The organism is Serratia sp. NPDC078593 (assembly GCF_050268245.1).
Classification (GTDB): Bacteria; Pseudomonadota; Gammaproteobacteria; order Enterobacterales; family Enterobacteriaceae; genus JBNNGK01.
Genome location: NZ_JBNNGK010000002.1, coordinates 176,320 through 196,476 on the forward strand (window position 1 = coordinate 176,320; position 20,157 = coordinate 196,476).

Sequence of the window (20,157 nt, forward strand, 5' to 3'; positions counted from 1 at the left end):
ATGTTGAAGAAGGTACTGGCTGTTTGCCTCAGCGGCTATTCAGCGTTGGCGCTGGCAGGGTTCGATGTGGTTGCGCTGGGGGTAGAGGGGGGCGTCAGTGATGGTAATATGACGTCATACCTGATCCGCGGTGACAATCAAACGCAGTATGTGGCGCTGGATGCTGGTTCACTGATGCCAGGCATCGCCAAGGGATTGGAAAAGGGCAGTTTTCCGCAGGTGACATCGGAACTCGCAGCACCCCTGACGCCGCAGGGATACATTTTTCGTCGCCTGATTGGCAGCTACTTTATTAGTCATGCTCATCTCGACCATGTGGCGGGGTTGATTATCGGCTCGCCTGAAGATGATAAAAAAACCATTTATACGGCCACTGACACCGTATTGACGTTGCGTAACCATTATTTTAACTGGCGAGCCTGGCCTAATTTCACCGATTCAGGCAATGGTACGCGTCTGGGAACCTATCGCTTACAGCCAGTACGTGAACAACAACGCTTCACCTTCGGTACCACCGGGTTAAGCGGCGTGTTGTTCCCGCTTAGCCATAATCGCTATCCCTCTTCGATGGTGCTGCTGTCTGACCGCCGGGGTTCTTTTGCCTATTTTGGCGATACCGGGCCGGATGCGGTTGAACAGTCGCGTCATTTGGACACCATTTGGCGCACATTAGGCCCGTTAATCGAGCAGAAAACATTAAAGGGAATGATTATCGAAACATCCTATCCGAATGGCGTAGCGGATAAAAAGTTACACGGCCATTTGACACCAGAATGGTTGTTAAAGGAGCTGAAAAACCTGCAAAAATACAGCGGTGGTGAAGGCTCGCTAAAAGACTTACCGGTGGTCATTAGCCATATTAAACCGAGCTTGAAGCAGGGCGAGCAGGTACGGACGATGATTAAACAACAGTTGGAACAGGGCAACGATCTTGGCGTTAAATTTATCCTGATGGAACAAGGCGATCGGCAACAGTTTTGAATTTCCCTGCGCTGGCGTGGCGAAAGATTGCAGGCAGGCAGAGAGTGCGTTGCTATGCCGAAAGCAAGCAGATAAATAACAATGAATACACTATGTTGAAAAGAGAAAGGTATGCGTAATTTTGAATTGGAAACCGTGATTAACAACGAGCTCAACTGTGCGGCATTTCAGGATTATGCGCCGAATGGTTTGCAGGTTGAAGGGCGGCAGGACGTGCAGCGTATTGTCACGGGCGTCACCGCGTGCCAGGCGTTACTGGATGCGGCTGTTGAACAACAGGCGGATGCCATCGTGGTGCATCACGGCTATTTTTGGAAAAACGAAGCGCCGGTGGTTCGTGGCATGAAGCGCAACCGTTTAAAAACGTTGCTGAGCCACGATATTAATCTGTATGGCTATCATCTGCCGCTGGATGCGCATCCGGTATTGGGCAATAACGCCCAACTCGCGCGCCTGTTGGATATTCGGGTTATGGGCGACGTCGAGCCGCTGGTGCCATTCGGCGAGTTTGAACAACCGCTAAGCGGTGAGCAGTTAACGCAGCGGATCGAAAAACAATTGGGGCGTGCGGTACTACATTGTGGTGATAATGCGCCTGCACAGATTCGCCGCATTGCTTGGTGTAGCGGTGGTGGTCAAGGTTTTATCGACAACGCGGCGCGCTTTGGTGTTGACGCCTTTATTAGCGGTGAGGTTTCGGAGCAAACCATCCACACGGCACGAGAAATGGGGGTACATTTCTTTGCTGCCGGCCACCACGCAACCGAACGCGGAGGGGTCAAAGCCCTGGGTGAATGGTTAGCACAACATCACGGTTTTGATGTGACCTTCATTGATATCCCTAATCCTGCCTGATTTCTACCTGATGGGTTCAGCGATCTGAACCCATTCATTCTCTGCTTTTCCTTATCATTTGCGCTGTTTTAATCGGGTAATCCCTTCTTTTATCGACGGTTGTGTTATTGACAGCTGGCGATTGCTCGCGCATAACTGATACGTTTTACAAATAATAATAAGGAGGTTAAGAGTGCAACGAGCACGTTATTACCTATTGGGTGAAAGAGCTGTGGTGCTTGAATTGACACCGCCAGTGACGCTGTTCAGCCAGCAGCGCATCTGGGCGCTGGCTGAAAAACTCAATCATCATCCACAGGTACAGGAAGTCGTGCCGGGTATGAATAACCTGACGTTATTGCTACATACGCCGCAGGCTGACAGCGAGTTGATGCTGGAACAACTGCAACAGGGGTGGGAAAGCAATGAAACGCGCATACCGGAATCACGCGCGGTCGCGATTCCAGTGATTTACGGCGGGGAGCAGGGGCCCGATCTGGCGGAAGTGGCCCGACATAGCGGAATGACGCCGCAGCAGGTGGTCGCGTGCCACGCTTCCGTCGATTACGTGGTGTATTTTCTCGGTTTCCAACCTGGCTTTTCTTATCTGGGCGGTATGCCGGAGGCGCTCACTATTCCACGCCGCGCTGAACCGCGATTGTCGGTGGCTGCCGGTACGGTAGGGATTGGGGGCAGCCAAACCGGCATTTATCCGCTGACTACGCCGGGCGGCTGGCAACTGATTGGCCGCACACCGTTGGCACTATTCAATCCGCAAGCCACGCCACCGACGACGTTGCGCCCCGGCGATAACGTTCGCTTTATTCCGCAGAAGGAGGGCGTATGTTGAATATTTTACGCGCTGGAATCTACACCACGGTACAGGATCTGGGCCGTAACGGTTTTCGTCAGTTAGGCGTCAGTCAGGGCGGCGCGTTGGACGTACCCGCGCTTAAGATTGCCAATCTGCTGGTAGGTAATACGCCAGAAGCCGCCGGGCTGGAAATTACCCTCGGTCAGTTCAGTGCCGAATTCACTCAGGCAGGATGGATAGCGCTGACCGGTGCCGGTTGTGATGCACAGCTCGATGGTAAACCGCTGTGGACCGGCTGGCGTTATCCGGTGAAATCAGGGCAACAGTTGGTGTTGAATCTGCCGAAACACGGTATGCGCAGTTATCTGGCGATTGCTGGTGGTATTGCCGTTCCCGAGATCCTCCACTCGCGTAGCACCGATCTGAAAGCGGGTTTTGGTGGTTTGCAAGGGCGTCAGATTAAGGATGGCGATAGCCTGCCGCTGGGTAGGAATGCCACCTCCCCGACGCAAATTGCTGGGGTAAAACAGTTGCTGTTTAACAATCGCATTCGGGCATTACCGGGGCCAGAATACGATGAGTTTTCACCGGAATCACAGGATAATTTTTGGCGTAGTGCGTGGCAACTCAGCCCGCAAAGTAATCGTATGGGCTATCGCCTGCAGGGTAATCTGCCGCTGGTGCGTACCACTGACCGCGAAATGTTGTCACACGGTCTATTGCCTGGCGTCGTACAAGTACCGCCGAACGGGCAGCCGATAGTGCTCATGGCGGACGCACAGACCACCGGCGGTTATCCGCGCATCGCCTGCGTGATCGAAGCCGATCTCTATCATTTGGCGCAGATCCGCTTGGGCGAACCGATTCATTTCGTGGCGTGTACCGTGGCGCAGGCACAACGTGCTAAGGCCGAACAGGATCGCTTTATCCAACAAATTGACTGGGGGTTAAATGATCGTTGATCTCAATGCCGATCTGGGCGAGGGCGGCATGAACGATCGGGCGCTGCTTAAACTGGTCAGCTCTGCGAACATCGCCTGCGGATTTCATGCCGGGGATGCGCAAACCATGCGCCAGTCAGTGCGCTGGGCTTTGCAATACGGTGTTGCGATTGGTGCTCATCCCAGTTTTCCCGATCGGCAAAACTTTGGTCGCACGCGGATGCAGTTACCGCCGGAAACGGTGTATGCACAAGTGGTATATCAACTTGGTGCGCTGGCAGCTATCGCCCGTGCTGAGGGGGGCGTGATGGTACACGTCAAACCGCATGGCATGTTGTATAACCAGGCGGCACAAGAGCCCGCATTGGCGGAAGCGATTGCTCAGGCGGTATGGGCCGTGGATCCGGCATTGCGATTGGTCGGCTTGGCAGGCAGTGAACTGATTCGCGCGGGAGAAAAGCGCGGGTTGGCGACACGCCAGGAAGTCTTCGCCGATCGCGGTTACCAGGCTGATGGCAGCTTAGTGCCGCGGGGAATGCCCGGTGCGCTGATCGAAGACGATGAGCAAGCGTTGCAACAAACGCTGGACATGGTGCGCCATCATCGGGTGCGCAGCGTGGAAGGCAACTGGGCCGCCGTTCAGGCCGAAACCGTCTGCTTACACGGCGATGGTGAACACGCGCTGGACTATGCGCAAAAACTGCGTGACAGCTTTAAAAAATACAATATTAGCGTCAGCGCAGAATAAAACATCAAACACAACATCACTGATAACGACAAAATGGGAAAACACTATGGATCAGGCTGTGAATCTTTGGCCACTGATGGGGATTGCTGCCATCGTGGTTGGCTTTATTTTACGTTTTAACCCCGTGCTGGTGGTCATTGTCGCGGGTATTATCACTGGGGTGGCGGCCTTAATGCCATTGGCGCAGATTCTGGAAAAGTTGGGTGAAGGTTTTCTGAATACGCGTAATCTGCCGTTGATTTTGTTGTTGCCACTGGCGGTCATCGGCCTGCTTGAGCGTCATGGGCTGAAAGAACGTGCGCAAGCGTGGATTGCGAAAATTAAAAGTGCCACCGCCGGGCGGTTATTGATTGTTTATTTATTCGTGCGTGAAATCACGGCGGCAATGGGGCTAACCAGCTTGGGTGGACACCCTCAAATGGTTCGGCCATTGCTGGCGCCGATGGCTGAGGGCGCGACGGAAAGCCGTTATGGCGAACTCCCCGAACGGGTGCGCTACCGGCTGCGAGCCATGTCGGCGGCGACCGATAACGTTGGGTTGTTCTTCGGCGAGGATATTTTCGTGGCGTTTGGTGCCATTATCTTTATGCATAACTTTATGCTGGAGTCGGGAGGTATTCAGACCGAACCGTTACACATTGCGCTGTGGGGCATTCCAACGGCGATTTTCGCTTTCCTGATCCATGCATTCCGTCTTTATCGGATGGATAAACAACTGAGCGCTGAACTGGCACAGCTTAATCAAGCGGCGTTGGTAGCCAAAGGGGAGGCATCATGAACTTCCAACAGCAATATCTGTATTGGCTGGCCGGCGGGGTACTGCTGATTGTGGCGATGATGTCACTGCGCGATCGTAGTAACCCACGGCGTTTTACCACGGGATTATTCTGGGGATTGTACGGGCTGGTGTTTCTGGTGGGGGAGTGGACTTACCGCCTGTTCGGGAGTGGGCCTGAAGCCGCGCAGAAATTACACATCACCATTGGTGGCTTAGTGGTAGTGATGGCGTTGATCGCCGGTTTTGGCGGCGTAAGGCTCGGTAGTTATCACCAGCGTTCACCGCAAGAGCGAGAAGCCAGCGCTAAGCGGTTGGGTAATCGGCTGTTTATTCCTGCTCTGCTGATTCCATTGGTGACGGTCGTTGGTGTATTGCTATTTAACAATATTCCGGCGTTGCAACACGCGGTGTTTGGCCCGGGGAATCATGCCACGCTGATCACGTTATTCTCCATGGCGTTGGGAGTCGTACTTGGCGGTATTGTCGCGGTGAAAATGACCGGTGAGACCGTCGCGCAGCCGCTACAAGAAGCGCGCCGCCTGCTGGATTCGATCGGATGGGCGTTTATTCTGCCGCAGATTCTGGCCACATTAGGCCTCTTGTTTACCGTGGCCGGCGTCGGCACGGCGATTTCCCATCTGACACAGGAATATCTGGCGGTCGATAATCGTTTTATTGCGGTAGCGGTCTATGCGGTGGGGATGGCGGTGTTAACGATGATAATGGGGAACGCGTTTGCTGCGTTTCCAATCGTCACGGCTGGCATTGGCATTCCTATTCTGGTGTTGCAGCATGGCGGTAACCCAGCGGTGATGGCGGCGATTGGCATGTTTTCAGGCTATTGCGGTACGCTAATGACGCCGATGGCGGCTAACTTTAACATTGTACCGGCAGCCTTATTGGCACTGCCGGATAAAAATGCGGTCATCAAGGCGCAGATTCCGACCGGCATCTTGTTGTTGCTGGTTAACGTCTTTTTGCTGTATTTCTTGATGTTCCTCTAGGAGAACGCATGCAAAAAGTATTAATCACCGGTTTTGAACCCTTTGATGGTGAGCATGTTAATCCTTCATGGGAAGTGGTTCGGCAATTAAATGATATGCAGTTGGCTGGCGTGCACGTGGTTGCACGCCAATTGCCATGCGTATTCGGTGAGGCACTAACGGTGTTAAACGCCGCCATTGATGACGTTGATCCGATCATGGTGCTGTCGATCGGCCAAGCCGGAGGGCGCAGCGATATTTCATTGGAACGGGTAGCCATTAATATTGATGATGCGCGTATTCCTGATAATCAAAGCCAGCAGCCGATCGATGAGCCGATTGTCAGCGGTGGCCCGGCGGCATACTTCAGTACCCTTCCGATTAAAGCGATGGTGTCAGCGATGCGCGAAGCGGGGATCCCTGCATCGGTATCGCAAACCGCGGGTACCTTTGTTTGCAATCATGTGATGTACGGATTGCTGCACCGTTTATGTGAGCGCCCCGAAATCAAAGGGGGGTTTATGCATATTCCCTATCTGCCAGAACAGGCAGCGGCGCATCCGGGTTCGCCAAGTATGGCCGCCAGCACCGTATTGTTTGCCTTAGAATTGGCGATTTCAGTTGCGTTGCAGATGGAGCACGATTTGAAAGTCGTCGGTGGCGCGACACATTAAGCCGAGAATTAAGGAGTTGTACTTATGCCGGAAGGACCGGAGATTCGGCGGGCGGCAGATAAATTAGTCGCGGCGGTGTTGGCGCAGCCGCTCACTGATGTCTGGTTCGCTTTTCCGCAGTTAAAACACTATCAGGCAGAATTGGTTGGTGAGCGCATTATCGCCATTGAGCCGCGGGGCAAAGCCTTATTGACTCATTTTTCCAACGGCTTAACGTTGTACAGCCATAATCAACTGTACGGCGTGTGGAAAGTGGCCAAGTCTGGAGAAACACCGGATACCAAGCGTGATTTACGCGTTAGGTTGCAAACCGCAGAGCAGGCGATTTTGCTGTATAGCGCATCCGATATTACGGTGGCTCCGCGTGAAGAAATCGAGCAGCACCCGTTTCTCAAACGCATTGGCCCAGACGTGTTGGATAGTGAGTTGACTGAGCAACAGGTGGCGCAACGTTTATTGTCTCCGGCATTTTGCCGACGACAATTGGGCGGAATGCTGCTCGATCAGGCGTTTCTGGCCGGGTTGGGCAATTATCTGCGTGCGGAAATTTTGTGGCAGGCGCAGCTGGCACCGCGACATAAACCACATGATTTGACGGCCGATGCCGTGCAACGATTGGCACAGGCACTATTGGAAATACCGAGGTTGTCTTATCAGACGCGGGGGCGAGTGAATGATGATGTGCATCATGGCGCGCTGTTTCGCTTTAACGTGTTCCACCGTAGCGGCGAGCCATGCCTGCGCTGTGGTGCGATGATCGAAAAAACCACGCTGTCTTCACGGCCGTTTTATTGGTGCCCGGTGTGTCAGCAGTAGGCGCGACGTTAGCAATAAAAACGCCGCTCAAATGAGCGGCGTTTGTCCACGTTAGCGAGGCTAAATCGGTATTATTTTTTCAACTGGGAGTTGAAATCGCGTTCGGCATAGCCGGTATACAACTGACGCGGACGGGCAATTTTGATGCCTTCATCGTGCATTTCGTTCCAGTGTGCAATCCAGCCGATGGTGCGCGCGATCGCAAAAATAACCGTAAACATGGATGAGGGGATACCCATGGCTTTCAGGATGATGCCTGAGTAGAAGTCTACATTTGGATACAGTTTTTTCTCAATGAAGTACGGGTCATTCAGCGCGATGTGTTCCAGTTCCATCGCGACTTCCAGCAGGTTATCGTCTTTCTTGTTCAACTCTCTTAACACTTCGTGACAGGTTTCACGCATCACGGTGGCACGCGGATCGTAATTTTTATAAACGCGGTGGCCGAAGCCCATTAGACGGAACGAGTCGTTCTTATCTTTGGCACGTTTGATAAACTCAGGGATGTGCTCAACGGTTTTGATTTCTTCCAGCATTTTCAGTGCGGCTTCGTTCGCACCACCGTGCGCAGGCCCCCATAGGGAAGCGATACCGGCTGCGATGCAGGCAAATGGGTTCGCACCTGAAGAACCGGCGGTACGCACGGTTGAGGTAGAGGCATTTTGCTCGTGGTCGGCATGCAGGATCAAGATGCGATCCATTGCGCGCTCTAACACAGGATTGACAACGTACTCTTCACACGGTGTCGCAAACATCATGTGCAGGAAGTTACCTGCGTAGGAGAGATCGTTACGCGGATAAACGAACGGTTGACCCAACGAATATTTGTAACACATTGCTGCCACGGTTGGCATTTTAGACAATAGACGGAAAGCGGTAATTTCACGGTGGCGTTCGTTATTAACGTCGAGCGCATCGTGGTAAAACGCCGCCAGCGCCCCGGTTACGCCGCACAGCACCGCCATAGGGTGGGAGTCACGACGGAAACCGCGGAACAGGTGGGTGATCTGATCGTGGATCATGGTGTGGCGGGTCACGGTGGTTTTGAAGGTTTCGAACTCTTCCGGCGTAGGCGTTTCGCCGTATAGCAGGATGTAGCACACTTCAAGATACGATGATTCTTTCGCTAATTGCTCAATCGGGAAGCCACGGTGCAGAAGAATGCCTTTTTCACCATCGATGAACGTGATTTTTGACTCGCAGGAAGCCGTGGAGGTAAAGCCGGGATCAAATGTGAAATAACCTTTGGCACCCAAGGCGCGGACGTCGAGGACATCTGGACCCAGCGTTGGGGTGAGTACGCCTAGTTCGATCGGATCTTCGTAGCCATTGATCGTTAGCGTCGCTTTCTTATCAGTCATTTACAGTCTCCTTAGCGCCTTAATTTAAAAACCTCTAACAACTGAAATACCTTAAATCTCCGCAAGTTGCCCACAAATAAGCAAAGTGGGCGCAAACTCTGTGAGCGACTGCGCAATTGCGCGGGTAGGGTACAGAGTGCTCAACCTTTCAGCTTTCCATTCACGGCTGGAATAGCCGTAATGTGAAGGCGATGGGTTAGACCAAACGAACGAGACGGGTGACCAGTTGTTAACGATTCGTTGAATTCGTTATTTTCTGTTAATCATTACCTACGACGTGTTTGGGGGTTTTAACCAAATACACTGTTGCATAACTTGTGCGTAGGGGAAAGTGTATCTGTTGACCTATAGCGCATCATAGGACCGTTTGTGCCCCTATATGTAATGGAAATGTTGATCTGTTGTCAAATCAGATAATTAATTTTGTGCCATTTGTGAAAATCGTGATCTTAATCACTGTTCAGGGGAAATGTTATCAAAGGGATTGTACGGGAATTGTAATCAGAATGTGAACCTCCTATACTGCCGCCAGGTCTCCGGATTACCCTGAAGTAGGAGCACCCAGCGTTATATCTTTCGTCTATCAAGGCGCAGTTTATAGATAGTGACTTGACATTCATAAGGTATATGACAACGCGCCGTTTAAGCACCAAGGAAGTGGTTGTTTGAGCGCGTGACGTATAAGGGTTTTGGCTCTTAACGCTGTCTGATCCCCGCCCAGGCCGGAGGAAGGAAAATAATAAGAGCTGTGTGGGCAAAAACGTGAAAAAACAAAGACCTGTCAATCTGGATCTGCAAACGATCCGGTTTCCTGTAACGGCGATAGCGTCCATCTTACACCGAGTCTCTGGCGTAATTACCTTCGTTGCCGTGGGTATCCTACTCTGGCTGCTGGGCATGTCACTCTCCTCCCAAGAGGGTTTCCTGCAGGCTGCCGCCATCATGAATAGCTTCTTCGTTAAATTCATATTCTGGGGGATCCTCACCGCGCTGGCCTATCACATTTGCGGTGGCATCCGTCACTTGTTAATGGATTTTGGCTATATCGAAGAGAGTTTAGTGGCTGGCGTTCGCTCTGCCCGTGTGGCGTTCGTGTTGACGGCTGTGCTGTCAATTCTGGCTGGAGTCCTCGTATGGTAAACAATGTTTCTGCATTAGGACGCAACGGCGTACACGATTGGTTGTTACTGCGTGCTTCCGCTATCGTCATCACCCTGTATGTTCTCTATATCCTGGGCTTTGTTGTTACGGCTCCGGACATCACTTATGAAATCTGGCGCGGTTTCTTCGCCACCGCTATTACGAAGGTATTCACCCTGCTGACACTGTTGTCGATTCTGGTTCACGCCTGGATCGGGATGTGGCAGGTGCTGACGGACTACATCAAGCCACTGGCATTACGCTTGGTGTTGCAACTGGCGATTGTCGTCGCGTTGCTGGTCTATTTACTGTACGGAACAATCGTAGTGTGGGGTGCGTAAACAATGAAACTGCCAGTCAGAGAGTTCGATGCAGTGGTTATCGGTGCAGGCGGCGCAGGTATGCGCGCGGCACTGCAAATTTCTCAAGCGGGCTCAACCTGTGCCTTGCTGTCTAAAGTATTCCCGACCCGTTCCCATACCGTGTCTGCTCAGGGCGGTATCACCGTCGCGCTGGGTAACAGCCACGAAGATAATTGGGAATGGCACATGTACGATACGGTGAAAGGATCCGATTACATCGGCGATCAGGACGCTATCGAGTATATGTGTAAAACCGGCCCGGAAGCCATTCTGGAGCTGGAACATATGGGTTTGCCGTTCTCCCGTCTGGATGATGGCCGTATTTATCAGCGCCCATTTGGTGGCCAGTCGCTGAACTTTGGTGGCGAGCAGGCCGCGCGTACGGCGGCGGCGGCTGACCGTACCGGCCATGCGTTACTGCACACCTTGTATCAGCAGAACCTGAAAAATCACACCACTATCTTCTCCGAATGGTACGCGTTGGATCTGGTAAAAAACCAGGACGGCGCGGTGGTGGGGACGACCGCCATCTGTATTGAAACCGGTGAAGTGGTTTACTTCAAAGCTAAAGCGACCGTGCTGGCGACCGGCGGCGCGGGGCGTATTTACCAGTCAACCACTAATGCTCACATCAACACCGGCGACGGTGTCGGTATGGCGATTCGCGCCGGCGTGCCGGTGCAGGATATGGAAATGTGGCAGTTCCACCCTACCGGTATCGCTGGTGCTGGGGTACTGGTCACCGAAGGTTGTCGCGGTGAAGGTGGCTATCTGCTGAATAAGCATGGCGAACGCTTTATGGAGCGTTATGCGCCAAACGCTAAAGATCTGGCAGGCCGTGATGTGGTTGCCCGCTCTATCATGATTGAAATTCGCGAAGGCCGGGGTTGCGATGGTCCGTGGGGGCCGCATGCCAAGCTGAAGCTGGATCACTTGGGTAAAGATGTCTTGGAATCCCGTCTGCCGGGTATTCTTGAGCTGTCACGCACCTTTGCGCACGTTGATCCGGTAAAAGAGCCAATTCCGGTGATTCCAACCTGCCACTATATGATGGGTGGGATTCCTACCAAAGTGACCGGTCAGGCGTTGACCGTGAACGAAAAAGGCGAAGACGTGGTGATTCCTGGCCTGTTTGCAGTCGGTGAAATAGCCTGCGTTTCGGTACACGGCGCTAACCGTTTGGGCGGTAACTCGTTGCTTGATTTAGTGGTGTTCGGTCGTTCAGCCGGTATGCACCTGCAAGAATCTCTGGCAGAGCAGGGCGAAAGCCGTGACGCCAGCGACTCTGATGTTGAAGCATCGCTAGATCGTCTGAATCGCTGGAACAATACCCGTTCCGGTGAAGATCCGGTTGAAATCCGTAAGGCACTGCAATCCTGCATGCAGCATAACTTCTCGGTATTCCGTGAGGGTGATGCGATGGCGAAAGGATTGGAAGAGTTGAAAGTGATCCGTGAACGCTTGAAGAATGCGCGTTTGGATGATACTTCCAGCGAATTCAACACTCAGCGCATTGAATGTCTGGAGTTGGATAACCTGATGGAAACTGCGTTTTCCACCGCCGTTTCGGCCAACTTCCGTACCGAGAGCCGTGGCGCACACAGCCGCTTCGACTTCCCGGAACGTGACGATGCCAACTGGCTGTGTCATTCGCTGTATCTTCCACAGTCGGAAAGTATGACGCGTCGTGAAGTGAACATGCAACCGACACTGCGCCCGGCCTTCCCGCCGAAAGTGCGTTCTTACTAATTTCGCGGAGATCGATGGATGAAACTCGAATTCTCAATATATCGCTATAACCCGGATGTTGACGACGCGCCGCGTATGCAGGATTACCAGCTTGAAGCGGAAGAAGGCCGCGACATGATGTTACTGGATGCGCTGATCTTGCTGAAAGAAAAGGATCCAACGCTGGCATTTCGTCGTTCGTGTCGTGAAGGCGTGTGCGGTTCGGATGGCCTGAACATGAACGGTAAAAACGGTCTGGCGTGTATCACGCAGGTTTCCAGCCTGCGCAAAGGTAATAGCAAAATCGTTATCCGCCCGCTACCCGGTTTGCCGGTGGTGCGCGACTTAGTGGTTGATATGGGTCAGTTTTATACCCAATATGAGAAGATTAAACCTTATTTGCTGAACGATGGTAAGAATCCTCCGGCGCGTGAGCACCTGCAGTCACCGGATCAGCGGGCAAAACTCGATGGTCTCTATGAGTGCATTTTATGCGCCTGTTGCTCTACATCTTGCCCATCGTTTTGGTGGAATCCTGATAAGTTCGTCGGCCCGGCAGGTCTGTTGGCAGCCTATCGCTTCCTGATTGACAGCCGTGATACGGAAACCACAGCACGTTTGGACGATCTAGACGACGCTTTCAGTGTTTTCCGCTGCCATAGCATTATGAATTGTGTCAGTGTATGCCCTAAGGGCTTGAATCCGACCCGTGCGATTGGTCACATCAAGTCCATGCTGCTGCAACGCGGCGCATAATACGCATAAAATTCTGCGCCGGGTTTGCCCGGCGCATATTGGCAGGAAGCCTCTAAAAACTGACCCGTGATTGTGGCAACAGGCAATCAGGTTCGTCCCGCCGGTTTTTAGAGGTTCCTTGTAAGGGATCGAAAGGTCCATAACAAAACGTAATAAATACCCAACGTCGTTGATGCCTGGCATTAGCAACGAAGGGGATACGTCGAGTGAACCGTTTTTACGGCAAACCGTTTTAATCACGGTAATTATGTTAACCACGGCGAAAACTGAAGCTTCAAAGCTTAAGGGATCATAATGCAGAACGGCGCAATGAAGGCCTGGCTGGATTCCTCCTATCTGGCGGGCGCGAACCAGTCCTACATAGAGCAGCTCTATGAAGACTTTTTAACCGATCCGGGCTCCGTTGAAGATAGCTGGCGTTCCATTTTTCAACAGCTACCCACTGCGGGTGTCAAACCCGATCAACTCCACTCCCAAACACGTGAATACTTCCGCCGCTTGGCGAAAGACTCTGCGCGTTATAATACCAACATCACCGATCCTGAAACCGATGCCAAGCAGGTCAAGGTCTTACAGCTGATTAACGCCTTCCGCTTTCGTGGGCATCAGCATGCGAATCTCGATCCGCTTGGTTTGTGGCAGCAAGAACAAGTTCCTGACCTTGATCCTGCCTACCACAACCTGACTGAAACCGATTTCCAGGAAACCTTCAACGTGGGGTCTTTCGCCATCGGCAAAGAAACCATGAAGCTGGCGGATCTGTATGCGGCGTTGAAGCAGACCTACTGTGGATCGATCGGTGCAGAATACATGCACATTACCAATACTGAAGAAAAACGCTGGATTCAGCAGCGGATTGAATCAGTGGTGGGTCATGCCAGCTTCACCGATGACGAAAAGCGTCGTTTCCTAAGCGAGCTCACCGCAGCGGAAGGCTTGGAACGTTATCTGGGGGCGAAATTCCCGGGCGCGAAACGCTTCTCGCTGGAAGGTGGTGATGCGTTAGTCCCGATGCTGAAAGAGATGGTGCGCCACGCCGGTAAGAACGGCACGCGTGAAGTGGTGCTGGGTATGGCCCACCGTGGGCGCTTAAACGTGCTGATCAACGTGTTGGGCAAGAAACCTGTCGATCTGTTCGACGAGTTTGCTGGCAAGCACAAAGAACACCTTGGCACCGGTGACGTGAAGTATCACCAAGGTTTCTCGTCTGACGTAGAAACCGAAGGCGGTATGGTTCACCTGGCGCTGGCGTTTAACCCGTCGCACCTAGAGATCGTCAGCCCGGTGGTGATGGGGTCTGTTCGTGCCCGTCGCGATCGTCTTGATGAAGCGCGCAGCAACATGGTGTTGCCTATCACCATCCACGGTGACGCGGCGATCACCGGTCAGGGGGTGGTTCAGGAAACCCTGAACATGTCCCAAGCGCGCGGTTATGAAGTGGGTGGTACGGTACGTATCGTCATTAACAACCAGATTGGTTTTACGACGTCCAATCCGCAAGATGCGCGCTCGACCCAATACTGTACAGACATTGCCAAGATGGTACAGTCACCGATCTTCCACGTGAATGCGGACGATCCAGAAGCGGTGGCGTTTGTGACCCGTCTGGCGTTGGATTTCCGTAACACCTTCAAGCGTGACGTGATGATCGATTTGGTCTGCTACCGTCGCCATGGGCATAACGAGGCCGATGAGCCAAGTGCAACCCAACCGGTGATGTACCAGAAGATCAAAAAACACCCAACACCGCGCAAGATCTATGCCGATGTGCTGACTGAACAACAGGTCGCCACGCTGGAAGATGCCACGGAAATGGTCAACCTGTATCGCGATGCGCTCGATCGTGGCGAATGCGTGGTTGAAGAGTGGCGTCCGATGAATCTGCATTCCTTTACCTGGTCACCGTATCTGAATCATGAGTGGGATGAAGCGTACCCAAGCAAGGTTGAGAAGAAGCGTTTGCAGGAATTGGCGCGCCGCATTAGCACCGTGCCAGAAGCGGTAGAAATGCAATCGCGCGTGGCGAAAATCTATGGCGATCGCGCCGAGATGGCCGCGGGCAATAAACCGTTTGACTGGGGTGCGGCAGAAACCTTGGCGTATGCGACCTTAGTGGATGAAGGCATTCCGATTCGTCTGTCTGGTGAAGATGCAGGCCGCGGCACGTTCTTCCACCGTCACGCGGTGGTGCATAACCAGAAAAATGGCTCCGTTTACGTGCCATTGTCCAATGTGCATTCCGGTCAAGGCGAGTTCAAAGTATGGGACTCCGTGCTGTCTGAAGAAGCGGTGTTGGCATTCGAGTACGGTTACGCGACCGCTGAACCGCGTACCCTGACCATTTGGGAAGCGCAGTTTGGTGATTTTGCTAACGGCGCTCAAGTGGTGATTGACCAGTTCATTAGCTCCGGCGAGCAGAAATGGGGCCGTATGTGTGGCCTGGTCATGCTGTTGCCGCACGGTTATGAAGGCCAAGGGCCGGAGCACTCCTCCGCGCGTCTGGAGCGTTATCTACAGCTGTGTGCTGAACAGAACATGCAAGTGTGTATCCCGTCCACGCCAGCGCAGGTCTACCACATGCTGCGTCGTCAGGCACTGCGTGGTATGCGTCGCCCGTTGGTGGTGATGTCACCGAAATCGTTGTTACGTCATCCGTTAGCGATCTCCTCGCTGGATGAATTAGCTAACGGCAGCTTCTTGCCCGCAATCGGTGAGATTGACGAACTGGATCCAAAAGCGGTGAAGCGTGTCGTGATGTGTTCCGGCAAGGTTTACTACGATCTGCTGGAACAGCGTCGTAAGAATGACATCAATGACGTGGCTATCGTCCGTATTGAACAACTGTATCCGTTCCCGCATCAGGCGGTACAAGCGGTGTTGGAACAATACGCACATGTGCATGATTTCGTCTGGTGTCAGGAAGAACCCCTGAACCAAGGTGCTTGGTACTGCAGCCAACATAATTTCCGTGAAGTGATTCCTTTCGGAGCCTCTTTACGTTACGCCGGACGTCCAGCCTCTGCCTCGCCGGCAGTGGGTTATATGTCCGTACACCAGAAGCAGCAACAGGCTCTGGTTAATGATGCGCTGAATATTGATTAAAAATTTAAGGGAAAGCTAATGAGTAGCGTAGATATTCTGGTTCCTGACCTGCCTGAATCGGTTGCCGATGCGACCGTGGCAACATGGCATAAAAAACCGGGCGATGCAGTAAGCCGGGATGAAGTGCTGGTAGAGATCGAAACGGATAAAGTCGTGTTGGAAGTGCCTGCCAGTGAAGCCGGTATCCTTGACGCCATCGTGGAAGAGGAAGGTGCAACCGTACTTTCTCGCCAGATTCTTGGCCGCATTCGCCCAGGCGATAGCTCCGGCAAACCGACCGAAGAGAAGAGTCAGAGCGTAGAGTCCACTCCAGCGCAGCGTGCTACCGCGAGCCTGGAGGAAGAGAGTAATGACGCGCTTAGTCCGGCGATTCGCCGCCTGATCGCCGAACACGATCTTGATGCCAGCGCGATTAAAGGCAGTGGCGTGGGTGGACGTATTACGCGTGAAGACGTGGATGCGCATCTGGCTAACGGGGGCAAGAAAGCTGAGAAACCCGCCGCCGAAGCCGCACCGCAGCCAGCATTGAGCGGCCGCTCCGAAAAACGTGTGCCAATGTCGCGCTTGCGTAAACGTGTGGCTGAGCGCCTGTTAGAAGCGAAGAACAGCACGGCGATGTTGACCACGTTCAACGAAATCAATATGCAGCCAATTATGGATCTGCGTAAACAATATGGCGAAGCGTTTGAAAAGCGTCACGGTGTACGGTTGGGCTTTATGTCCTTCTACATCAAAGCGGTGGTTGAAGCGCTGAAACGTTATCCTGAAGTGAACGCTTCCATCGATGGTGAAGACGTGGTGTACCACAACTACTTCGACGTCAGCATTGCGGTTTCTACCCCACGTGGCTTAGTAACGCCGGTTTTACGTGATGTCGATACCCTCAGCATGGCGGACATCGAGAAGAAAATCAAAGAGCTGGCGGTGAAAGGCCGTGACGGCAAATTGAAAGTGGAAGAACTGACTGGCGGTAATTTCACTATTACCAACGGTGGCGTCTTCGGCTCGCTGATGTCGACCCCGATCATCAACCCGCCGCAAAGCGCGATTCTTGGGATGCATGCCATCAAGGATCGTCCGATGGCGGTGAATGGCCAAGTTGTCATTCTACCGATGATGTATCTGGCGTTGTCTTACGACCACCGCCTGATCGACGGCAAAGAATCTGTCGGTTATCTGGTGACGGTGAAAGAGATGCTGGAAGATCCAGCGCGTCTGCTGCTGGACGTGTAGTAACCCTCTACTTGGGCGCGATTTACGCGCCCATACTCTGTGCTATGTGGCCGGTTTTTCCGCATCTGTGATCCGGCTAAAATTTCAGACCTGAATGGATAGAACATCATGAATTTACACGAATATCAGGCAAAACAACTGTTTGCTCGGTATGGTATGCCGGCACCAACGGGTTATGCCTGTACTACACCGCGTGAAGCAGAAGAAGCCGCCTCTAAAATCGGTTCCGGCCCGTGGGTAGTTAAATGTCAGGTTCATGCTGGCGGCCGCGGTAAAGCTGGCGGCGTTAAAGTGGTTAATAGCAAAGAAGATATCCGTGCGTTTGCGGAGGCCTGGCTGGGCAAGCGTTTGGTGACTTATCAGACCGACGCGCTGGGTCAACCGGTTCACCAGATTCTGGTTGAAGCCGCCACCGATATTGATAAAGAGCTGTATTTGGGTGCGGTCGTTGACCGTGGCACCCGTCGCATTGTTTTCATGGCGTCTACCGAAGGCGGCGTAGAAATCGAGAAGGTGGCGGAAGAAACCCCTGAACTGATCCACAAAATGACCATCGATCCTCTGGCTGGCCCTCAACCTTACCAAGGGCGTGAGTTGGCGTTCAAACTGGGTCTGACCGGCAAGCAAGTCAGCCAGTTTGCCAAAATCTTTATGGGTCTGGCGACGCTGTTCATTGAGCGCGATCTGGCGATGGTTGAGATCAACCCGCTGGTTATCACCAAACAGGGCGATTTGGTGTGTCTGGATGGCAAACTGGGCGCCGACGGTAACGCATTGTTCCGCCAGCCTGAACTGCGTGAAATGCGCGATCTTTCTCAAGAAGATGAGCGTGAATCCCGTGCAGCGCAGTGGGAACTGAACTACGTCGCGCTGGATGGCAACATCGGTTGCATGGTGAACGGTGCTGGTCTGGCGATGGGTACCATGGACATCGTTAAACTGCACGGCGGTGAGCCGGCTAACTTCTTGGACGTTGGCGGCGGCGCAACTAAAGAACGTGTAACTGAAGCGTTTAAAATTATTTTGTCTGACGACAAAGTGAAAGCCGTTCTGGTTAACATTTTCGGTGGTATTGTGCGTTGCGATCTGATCGCCGACGGTATCATTGGCGCAGTGGCCGAAGTGGGCGTGAACGTCCCGGTGGTGGTGCGTTTAGAAGGTAACAACGCCGAACTGGGCGCTAAGAAATTGGCGGACAGCGGTTTGAATATCATTGCTGCGACCAGCCTGACTGATGCGGCTCAGCAAGTTGTTGCGGCAGTGGAGGGGAAATAATGTCCATTTTAATCGATAAGAACACCAAAGTAATTTGCCAAGGCTTCACCGGTAGCCAAGGAACTTTCCACTCTGAACAGGCGATAGCCTACGGCACCAAAATGGTCGGTGGTGTCACACCGGGTAAAGGCGGCACCACGCATTTGGGTCTGCCGGTGTTCAATACCGTGCGTGAAGCGGTAGAAGCGACTGGCGCTACAGCGTCTGTTATCTACGTTCCGGCACCGTTCTGCAAAGACTCCATTTTGGAAGCCGTCGACGCAGGAATTAAACTGATCATTACGATTACCGAAGGTATTCCGACGCTGGATATGTTGACGGTGAAAGTGAAATTGGATGAAGCGGGCGTGCGCATGATCGGCCCGAACTGCCCGGGCGTGATCACCCCAGGTGAGTGTAAAATTGGCATTATGCCAGGTCATATTCACCTGCCGGGTAAAGTGGGTATTGTCTCTCGTTCTGGTACGTTAACCTATGAAGCGGTGAAGCAAACCACCGATGCCGGTTTGGGGCAATCGACCTGCGTAGGGATTGGTGGCGACCCGATCCCAGGTTCTAACTTCATCGATATCCTAAAAATGTTCCAGGAAGATCCGCAAACCGAAGCGATTGTCATGATCGGTGAGATCGGTGGTAGCGCGGAAGAAGAAGCGGCAGCGTATATCAAAGACCACGTCACCAAACCGGTTGTCGGTTACATCGCGGGTGTCACTGCGCCGAAAGGGAAACGTATGGGCCACGCGGGTGCCATCATTGCTGGTGGTAAAGGCACGGCGGACGAGAAGTTTGCCGCGTTGGAAGCCGCTGGTGTGAAAACCGTACGCAGCCTGGCTGACATCGGTGATGCAGTGAAAGCCGTACTGAATCGCTAATATTGCGGTTCGAATGTACTTAATCGGTCTCCGGCTGCCAACAACGTAGCAGCCTGAAAGCTGACAGGTAAAATACGATCTCGACATGTTTGGCCACCTTTGGGTGGCCTTTTTTTCATCTCGCGTAGCTCAGATGCCCGCGCTGGTCTTGACATGATAAACATCCGGTATGTGGGCGGGAATAAGTGCCAAAGTTGGTCTATGATTGATCGGTGTAAAGTGGATTTTCGGCTAAATACACGATGAAAATATTATGGAAATAAAAGGTTAATATTCATCACATATTAATCGTCAAATAATACAATTGCCAATCTTGCAAATTACATTTAATTAACACGATGGCATCAATAAAAAACAATTGAACTATTACGTAACACTAGCCTGAGAAAATTATGCGAAATAGTGTGATGAATCTGGAAATAAAGTTCAGATAGGCTTAAATTGTTTTAGATCAATTTGCACCCGAGTACTACTTTTGGCTACCTTTTGACCTGTATCCAAAATTCCAACCCGCGTCACGTAAAAACCTATTTATTGTGTGGGTTTGGGCGAGTATCATCGCATTGTAATTATGAATAGTTGATCTTGTTGTCATTGTTATCCGTTTTCGGTTTTCAGTGGTGCGTTCGCGCCAAGTTTTGAGCTTGGCCTGAGTGTGCGGTTGAAAGCAGAGAGGCTGGATCAAAATTGTTGTGTTTAAGGGCATTCACTGCGGGGCGTTATTAGCTACTACTCTGAAGAGAGTAATACTGGTAACCG

Annotated in this window: 18 protein-coding genes; 17 read left to right on the forward strand and 1 reads right to left on the reverse strand. The window is 52.5% G+C overall.

Annotated elements, in window-relative coordinates; translation table 11 throughout:
• The 9 genes from ACQKDS_RS02870 to nei all read left to right on the forward strand — a co-directional run bounded on the left by ACQKDS_RS02870 (position 1) and on the right by nei (position 7,569).
• Positions 1–981, forward strand: coding sequence for an MBL fold metallo-hydrolase (locus tag ACQKDS_RS02870; protein ID WP_399665562.1), 981 nt, complete (start codon positions 1–3; stop codon positions 979–981).
• Between the two features lie 111 nt (positions 982–1,092).
• A complete protein-coding gene (locus ACQKDS_RS02875; protein ID WP_399665565.1) occupies positions 1,093–1,836 on the forward strand; it encodes a type 2 GTP cyclohydrolase I in 744 nt (247 codons plus the stop codon).
• Positions 1,837–2,008: 172 nt separating this feature from the next.
• On the forward strand, positions 2,009–2,665 hold the full coding sequence (gene pxpB / locus ACQKDS_RS02880; protein WP_399665568.1) for a 5-oxoprolinase subunit PxpB: 657 nt from the start codon (positions 2,009–2,011) through the stop codon (positions 2,663–2,665).
• On the forward strand, positions 2,659–3,591 hold the full coding sequence (gene pxpC / locus ACQKDS_RS02885; RefSeq protein WP_399665571.1) for a 5-oxoprolinase subunit PxpC: 933 nt from the start codon (positions 2,659–2,661) through the stop codon (positions 3,589–3,591). The genes pxpB and pxpC overlap by 7 nt, the downstream gene beginning before the upstream one ends.
• A complete protein-coding gene (gene pxpA, locus ACQKDS_RS02890) occupies positions 3,581–4,318 on the forward strand; it encodes a 5-oxoprolinase subunit PxpA (protein ID WP_399665574.1) in 738 nt (245 codons plus the stop codon). Before pxpC ends, pxpA begins: the two co-directional genes overlap by 11 nt.
• Before the next feature lie 46 nt (positions 4,319–4,364).
• Positions 4,365–5,096, forward strand: coding sequence for a DUF969 domain-containing protein (locus ACQKDS_RS02895; protein ID WP_399665576.1), 732 nt, complete (start codon positions 4,365–4,367; stop codon positions 5,094–5,096).
• Positions 5,093–6,100 carry a DUF979 domain-containing protein gene (locus ACQKDS_RS02900; RefSeq protein WP_399665579.1) on the forward strand — a complete coding sequence of 336 codons (1,008 nt, stop codon included), beginning with the start codon at positions 5,093–5,095 and terminating at the stop codon, positions 6,098–6,100. Before ACQKDS_RS02895 ends, ACQKDS_RS02900 begins: the two co-directional genes overlap by 4 nt.
• An 8-nt stretch (positions 6,101–6,108) precedes the next feature.
• A complete protein-coding gene (gene pcp, locus ACQKDS_RS02905) occupies positions 6,109–6,753 on the forward strand; it encodes a pyroglutamyl-peptidase I (protein WP_399665583.1) in 645 nt (214 codons plus the stop codon).
• Between the two features lie 24 nt (positions 6,754–6,777).
• Positions 6,778–7,569 carry an endonuclease VIII gene (nei, locus tag ACQKDS_RS02910; protein ID WP_399665586.1) on the forward strand — a complete coding sequence of 264 codons (792 nt, stop codon included), beginning with the start codon at positions 6,778–6,780 and terminating at the stop codon, positions 7,567–7,569.
• A gap of 71 nt (positions 7,570–7,640) precedes the next feature.
• On the opposite strand, the gene ACQKDS_RS02915 is transcribed toward nei, so the two are convergent.
• Positions 7,641–8,930 carry a citrate synthase gene (locus tag ACQKDS_RS02915; protein WP_399665590.1) on the reverse strand — a complete coding sequence of 430 codons (1,290 nt, stop codon included), beginning with the start codon at positions 8,928–8,930 and terminating at the stop codon, positions 7,641–7,643.
• A gap of 750 nt (positions 8,931–9,680) precedes the next feature.
• Here ACQKDS_RS02915 and sdhC point away from each other — a divergent pair.
• The 8 genes from sdhC (at position 9,681) to sucD (ending at position 19,398) form a co-directional block, all read left to right on the forward strand.
• On the forward strand, positions 9,681–10,070 hold the full coding sequence (gene sdhC, locus ACQKDS_RS02920) for a succinate dehydrogenase cytochrome b556 subunit (RefSeq protein WP_399665593.1): 390 nt from the start codon (positions 9,681–9,683) through the stop codon (positions 10,068–10,070).
• On the forward strand, positions 10,064–10,411 hold the full coding sequence (gene sdhD / locus ACQKDS_RS02925) for a succinate dehydrogenase membrane anchor subunit (protein WP_399665596.1): 348 nt from the start codon (positions 10,064–10,066) through the stop codon (positions 10,409–10,411). The genes sdhC and sdhD overlap by 7 nt, the downstream gene beginning before the upstream one ends.
• A gap of 3 nt (positions 10,412–10,414) precedes the next feature.
• The gene (gene sdhA / locus ACQKDS_RS02930; protein ID WP_399665599.1) at positions 10,415–12,181 is read left to right on the forward strand and encodes a succinate dehydrogenase flavoprotein subunit; all 1,767 of its coding nucleotides are present in this window, start codon (positions 10,415–10,417) and stop codon (positions 12,179–12,181) included.
• Positions 12,182–12,199: 18 nt separating this feature from the next.
• Positions 12,200–12,916, forward strand: a complete 717-nt coding sequence (locus tag ACQKDS_RS02935; RefSeq protein ID WP_399665602.1) for a succinate dehydrogenase iron-sulfur subunit — start codon at positions 12,200–12,202, stop codon at positions 12,914–12,916.
• Positions 12,917–13,210: 294 nt separating this feature from the next.
• Positions 13,211–16,018 carry a 2-oxoglutarate dehydrogenase E1 component gene (gene sucA, locus ACQKDS_RS02940; protein ID WP_399665605.1) on the forward strand — a complete coding sequence of 936 codons (2,808 nt, stop codon included), beginning with the start codon at positions 13,211–13,213 and terminating at the stop codon, positions 16,016–16,018.
• A gap of 18 nt (positions 16,019–16,036) precedes the next feature.
• On the forward strand, positions 16,037–17,251 hold the full coding sequence (gene odhB, locus ACQKDS_RS02945) for a 2-oxoglutarate dehydrogenase complex dihydrolipoyllysine-residue succinyltransferase (RefSeq protein ID WP_399665607.1): 1,215 nt from the start codon (positions 16,037–16,039) through the stop codon (positions 17,249–17,251).
• Between the two features lie 108 nt (positions 17,252–17,359).
• Entirely contained in the window at positions 17,360–18,526 is a 1,167-nt protein-coding gene (sucC, locus tag ACQKDS_RS02950; RefSeq protein ID WP_399665610.1) for an ADP-forming succinate--CoA ligase subunit beta, read from the forward strand.
• Entirely contained in the window at positions 18,526–19,398 is an 873-nt protein-coding gene (gene sucD / locus ACQKDS_RS02955; RefSeq protein ID WP_399665613.1) for a succinate--CoA ligase subunit alpha, read from the forward strand. Before sucC ends, sucD begins: the two co-directional genes overlap by 1 nt.
• The last annotated feature ends 759 nt before the right edge of the window (positions 19,399–20,157 follow it).